Raw genomic sequence first — 4,931 nt, 5'->3', positions numbered from 1 at the left:
CTTGAGAAACTATCTCTCAGGGTGTTGGAAAGCAGGAGAGGTTGAGGAGAAAACGATTAGGATTGCTTTTCAGATATGGCTTAAAGTGGCGCAACGCCTCAGAGTTCCTGTGCCGGATGCCTCGACAGGGCCTCGAAGGCAGGTTATGTTGACATGGGATAACGGTCGTGATCATCTGGAGATAGAGGTTTTTCCAGATGGAGTTGTGGAATATTTTTACTATGATCGTGAGAACAAAAAGACCTGGGAGGCAGAAGAACCGATTTCTATGGTTGATATCGAAGGAGAGAGCAGCGACCTTGCAAGGCCGACGACTTCCCCCTGCGTGCCTGAAGAGTTGTTTACCTATTTGCGAAGATTTGTTTGAAGCGCTCCTGCTTGCAAGGATGTGATATGGAGATGCCCCATGATCAGGGCGGTAGAAGACAGCAAGAAGAGCAACGACTTCAAGGCCGACGCCCTCCCCCTCAAGGCCGACGCCCTTCCCCTCGTGGAGAGCCTCTTCCTGCAACGTCGTGGGTCATCCGCCTGCTTAGGATTTCGAAAGATGGAAAGGTTGAGACGACAGAGTTCGATTTTGTTCTTTCCTCTAAAGACAAGCAGACAGATCCCCCGTTGCTTTCGGTCTGGGAAGAGACGCTGACACCACCGAAGCAAGCATTGGCGATTGTAAATACGACAGGTGAAGTCTATGGAGGTTATTGCCGTCTCTCTGTGGAGGCAGTTCGTCAAATCCGTTGTGTGGAGTTGCCTGAGCATCGGCTCGAAGTTGTTTGGGATCCGCTAGAGCCGATGCCTCCTGGTGGGGAGGGGCACGCTGGAGTTTCGGGATTAGAGCGACCGACGGGGGTGCCCAAAAGCGCATTTAAGACGCTTCGAGTCCAACTTGCCGATATGGCTAGTCGCCAGTTGTATCGTTTTAGCTAGGTGGTAGAGTTAGTCACCGGCGTACCTGCCGACGCGTTTTCTATCTCGCAGAGGCTCGTGGAGTCGGCACATGCATCTATTAAAGCAAAAGGAGCACCGCATGTCGTTCTTACGGCTGTTAGAGGAGCAAGGGTATAGGGCACGCGCCGACCGCCGGTACCTGAGCGGTACGGTGGTAGATGTGGACGTGTTGGCGCACACCTGTTCGGTGGACGTAGGGGCAACGGACGTGAACGGCAACCCTGTGTACCTGACGGGGATAGCATTTAGCCCTGCCACGCCGCCAGCGGTAGGCAGCCAAGTGAACCTGCTTTACGGCAACAGCAACCCGCACTCCGCGGTGGTGGCCGGTTCGGCCTTAGGAGGTGGGAACCCGCAGAGCGCGATAACGGTGGTGGGTGCCGTGACGAGTTTAGCTGCGGTAGGGAACCCGGCCTTGCAGGGCGCGGTGAACCTAGCCGCCGGTGCCAACGTGCAGCTGAGCGAGAGCGGGCAGACCATAACGATAGCGGCGCCCAATGCCATGACGAACCCGATGACGACGGCGGGCGACCTGATAGTAGGCGGCACGGGTGGCACACCACAGCGTTTACCGGTTGGCAGTAACGGGCAGGTGTTGGAAGTGGTAAACGGCGTGCCGGCGTGGGCAAATGCGCCGAGCGCAGGAACGCCGGCCAGCACGGTGCAGCCGGTTGGGGCCAGCAACGTAGTAGGCACGAGTACCAACTACGCCAGAGAAGACCACCAACACGCCGGTGTGCACAGTTTAGCGGCAAGCGGCAATGCGGGCGTGACCGGGGATGTGGTGTTGGCGGCAGGCGGCGGGGTGACGCTGACGCAGAGCGGCCAGCAGATAACGATTGCGGCGAGCGGTGCGGGAGGCTCTGGCGCCCCGGCGAACATAATTGAAGTAATAGCCCAGGGTGGTGCGACTCAGGTGGTGGCCCAGGGCAGCATTTTGTGGATGGTGGTAACAGGGGTGGGGCAGGTGGTGTTGGCGCCATCGGCGGCTCAGCCGATACTCTGGGTTTACAATGCGACGGCAGGCACGGTGTCGCTGTTGCCTGGCACGGGCAATACGTTTGCATCGGGGAATCAGATGGACAACGTAGGCTCTGGGGCCTCTGCTGTGTACATCGCCCTACCTAACGGCAGCAACTGGACGCTTTATCGGGCGATTTAACCCTCAAGGCCGTCGCTCTTCCCCGCAGAGCTGATGGGAATTGAAACTCAAGATTTCTCGCCTTCGGCTCGAAATGACAGTTGTTTATCTTGCCGGCTCTTCAAGCCCCCACCCCCCCCGCCCCTCCCCCAGTTTGGGAGAGGGGAGACCAACAAGCTTACCTGCGGTTTCCTTTGATAAGCTTCCTTTCGGGAACTTAACACAACCGCCCCCTTTCTCCCGAATCGGGGGAAAGGACGGGATAGGGGGCGAACAAGACAAGTTTGCTCTACAAACTACCTCTAGAACCCTGAGATTGGCAGTCTCACCGGCCCCACCTCCTACCTCTCATTTGCCAAGACGAATAGGGGGCGAACGAGGTAGGCTGGTTGGACGAATTGGCTCTAGTGGGGGATGAGGTTTTAGCTAGGTATTTTCTGCGAACCAAACCGTTTCCCAACCCCATCGAGTATAATGAGAATGCTTTTTAGGGAAGAAAAAGGGGTTTAGATTTTGACCTCAGAGGCCGACACTGTAAGGGGTCACGCGCGTTTACGAGAAAGAAGGAGCGGTTTGGGAATGTCATCTTCGGATGTTGCCATAGAGGTGCGGGGTTTAAGCAAGGCCTATCGCATTGCCCACAATCGGGAGAACCACCTGACCCTGGTTTCTGCTCTGGTGCACAAGCTGCGTCATTTAGGGGCTTCTACCGAGACCTTTTGGGCTTTGAAGGATGTGAACCTCCGTGTGGAGCGTGGGGAGGTGGTGGGCATTATCGGCAAGAACGGGGCCGGCAAATCCACGTTGCTGAAGGTATTAAGCCGCATCACGACGCCGACACGGGGTCGAGTGGACTTATACGGTCGTGTGGGCAGTTTGTTGGAGGTAGGGACGGGTTTTCATGGGGAGTTGACGGGTCGGGAGAACATCTATTTGAACGGGGCGATATTGGGGATGAGCCGTTGGGAGATACGTCGTCAGTTTGATGCGATAGTGGATTTTGCTGGGGTAGAGAAGTTTTTGGACACGCCTGTGAAGCGCTATTCGAGTGGGATGTATGTACGTTTGGCGTTTGCGGTGGCGGCGCATTTACGGACGGAGATTATGATAGTGGATGAGGTGTTGGCGGTGGGGGATGCGGAGTTTCAGCAGAAGTGTTTAGGGAAGATGAAGGATGTAGCGAGTGGGGGTCGGACGGTGTTGTTTGTAAGCCACAACATGCAGGCGGTATCGCGTTTATGCAGTCGTGCGGTGTGTTTACGTCGTGGGGAGGTGATCTACGATGGGGAAGTTGCTGGGGCTATCGAGCACTACCTGGCGGAGTATCGTGTTGTGGGTGAGGAGGAGGTAGACCCCAACACGCGGGCGGGTTCTGGGGAGTACCGTTTTGTCTGGGTACGTCCTGCGAAGGAGATGTTTGCTCCGGAGGAGGAGAAGGTCATCCATTTTCGCATTGAGCGTAGAAAAGAGAACCCCGTCTATGCGGCCCTATGTGCGCAGGTCTATAACGAGCTGGGCGCTTCCGTCTGTTTGTTGGACGACATGTGGGTAAAGCACCAGCTTCCGGAAGGGGATGCTATCGAGGGTTCTCTGCACATTCGGTCGCCCTGGTTCAAGCCGGGGACATACCGCGTGGATATCCAGATTCATCCACCGGGCGGGCATGAGGTGATAGACTACTTCGCCGACGCCTGTTCTTTCTCCGTTTCGCCTCAGCTCCCCTATATTGGGGCCGCGCCGGAGGAGGCTTTGAGATACGGCACGGTGCTGGCCGATTTCGACTGGAAGAGCCATGTAGTCACGCCGATGGAAGAGAGCTTATCCGTATCGTAGGAGGGGCAGAAAAGCCATGCCCAAGGTATCGGTGATTACCCCGATGTACAATGCGGAGCGGTTTATAGGGGCGACAATAGAGAGCGTGCGCGCCCAGACCCTGCAGGATTGGGAGCATATTATTGTGGACGATGGAAGCAGCGATGGCTCTGCGGAGGTGGTGAAGCGCTATCTGCCCCTGGAGCCGCGCTTAAAGCTGGTGCAGCAGGCCAATAAAGGAATGACCGGTGCACGTAATAGTGGTTATCGAGCTAGTTCTCCAACAAGTGAATATCTGATATTCTTTGACGCCGATGATGTTATGGAACCAGAGATGTTGGAGACACTGGCCTGTTATCTTGATACACACCCGGAAGTGGGAATGGTTCACTGTAGCTTGCGTTTTATTGATGCAAAGGGGCAATTTTTGGATTGGGAACCAAACTCACAAAATGGATGGGTGCCTCGTTATATTCCAACGAGATTTGGGATACGTATTTTACAACAGAACGTAGTTGAAACACCGTTTTGTTCTCTCTATGCTCTGGCTACAATTATCTCTTCAATGGCCATGTTAAGACGGACTATCTATGAGGCCACACCCGGTTTCGATGAGGAACTAGACTATTACGGAGATACGGATGTTTTTTTACATATGGGACTTCGTGCCAAAGTGCATGCGATAGCAAAGCCGCTCTTTCGTTATCGAATTCATTCTAGTCAGTCCTCAGTTAGTGAGCGACGTGAGCATAACATGCGAATGATGGACAAGTTATATGCCAAATGGTCTCAAATGGATGGACTGACACTACAGCAGAAGGAGATGATAAAACAGGCAATCCGATTTCGCGAGACTCGGCTATTGCCCTATCAAGGGATGCATACGGGTTGGCGCCATTTGAAAAAAGGGCAGTTGGGGTTGACCGCCCGTTTTTGGGGTGGGGCCGTGAAGCGATATGTAAAGGGCTTAATATTCCCACCGAAGTAGTTGCTCGCAATGAGACCACTCAACTTTTTAAAATGCTAAACG

4 protein-coding genes and 1 pseudogene are annotated in these 4,931 nt (G+C 54.6%); all 5 read left to right on the top strand.

The genetic code is table 11. The features are described from left to right. Nucleotides 1–367, top strand: a pseudogene (locus VKV29_RS11090) (hypothetical protein); the annotation flags it as partial. A 26-nt stretch (nucleotides 368–393) separates the two neighbouring features. Then, complete coding sequence (locus VKV29_RS11085) at nucleotides 394–927, top strand: hypothetical protein (protein WP_324201369.1); 534 nt, start codon at nucleotides 394–396, stop codon at nucleotides 925–927. A 100-nt stretch (nucleotides 928–1,027) separates the two neighbouring features. Continuing rightward, entirely contained in the window at nucleotides 1,028–2,110 is a 1,083-nt protein-coding gene (locus tag VKV29_RS11080) for a hypothetical protein (protein ID WP_324201368.1), read from the top strand. Between the two features lie 558 nt (nucleotides 2,111–2,668). After that, a complete protein-coding gene (locus VKV29_RS11075) occupies nucleotides 2,669–3,922 on the top strand; it encodes an ABC transporter ATP-binding protein (protein ID WP_324201367.1) in 1,254 nt (417 codons plus the stop codon). Between the two features lie 16 nt (nucleotides 3,923–3,938). Then, the gene (locus tag VKV29_RS11070; RefSeq protein ID WP_324201366.1) at nucleotides 3,939–4,889 is read left to right on the top strand and encodes a glycosyltransferase family 2 protein; all 951 of its coding nucleotides are present in this window, start codon (nucleotides 3,939–3,941) and stop codon (nucleotides 4,887–4,889) included. The last annotated feature ends 42 nt before the right edge of the window (nucleotides 4,890–4,931 follow it).

This window comes from Chthonomonas sp. (assembly GCF_035294165.1).
In the GTDB taxonomy this organism is placed as follows: domain Bacteria; phylum Armatimonadota; class Chthonomonadetes; order Chthonomonadales; family Chthonomonadaceae; genus Chthonomonas.
The sequence above is the reverse complement of the archived record's forward strand: the minus strand, read 5'-3'. Positions and strand labels throughout refer to the sequence as shown.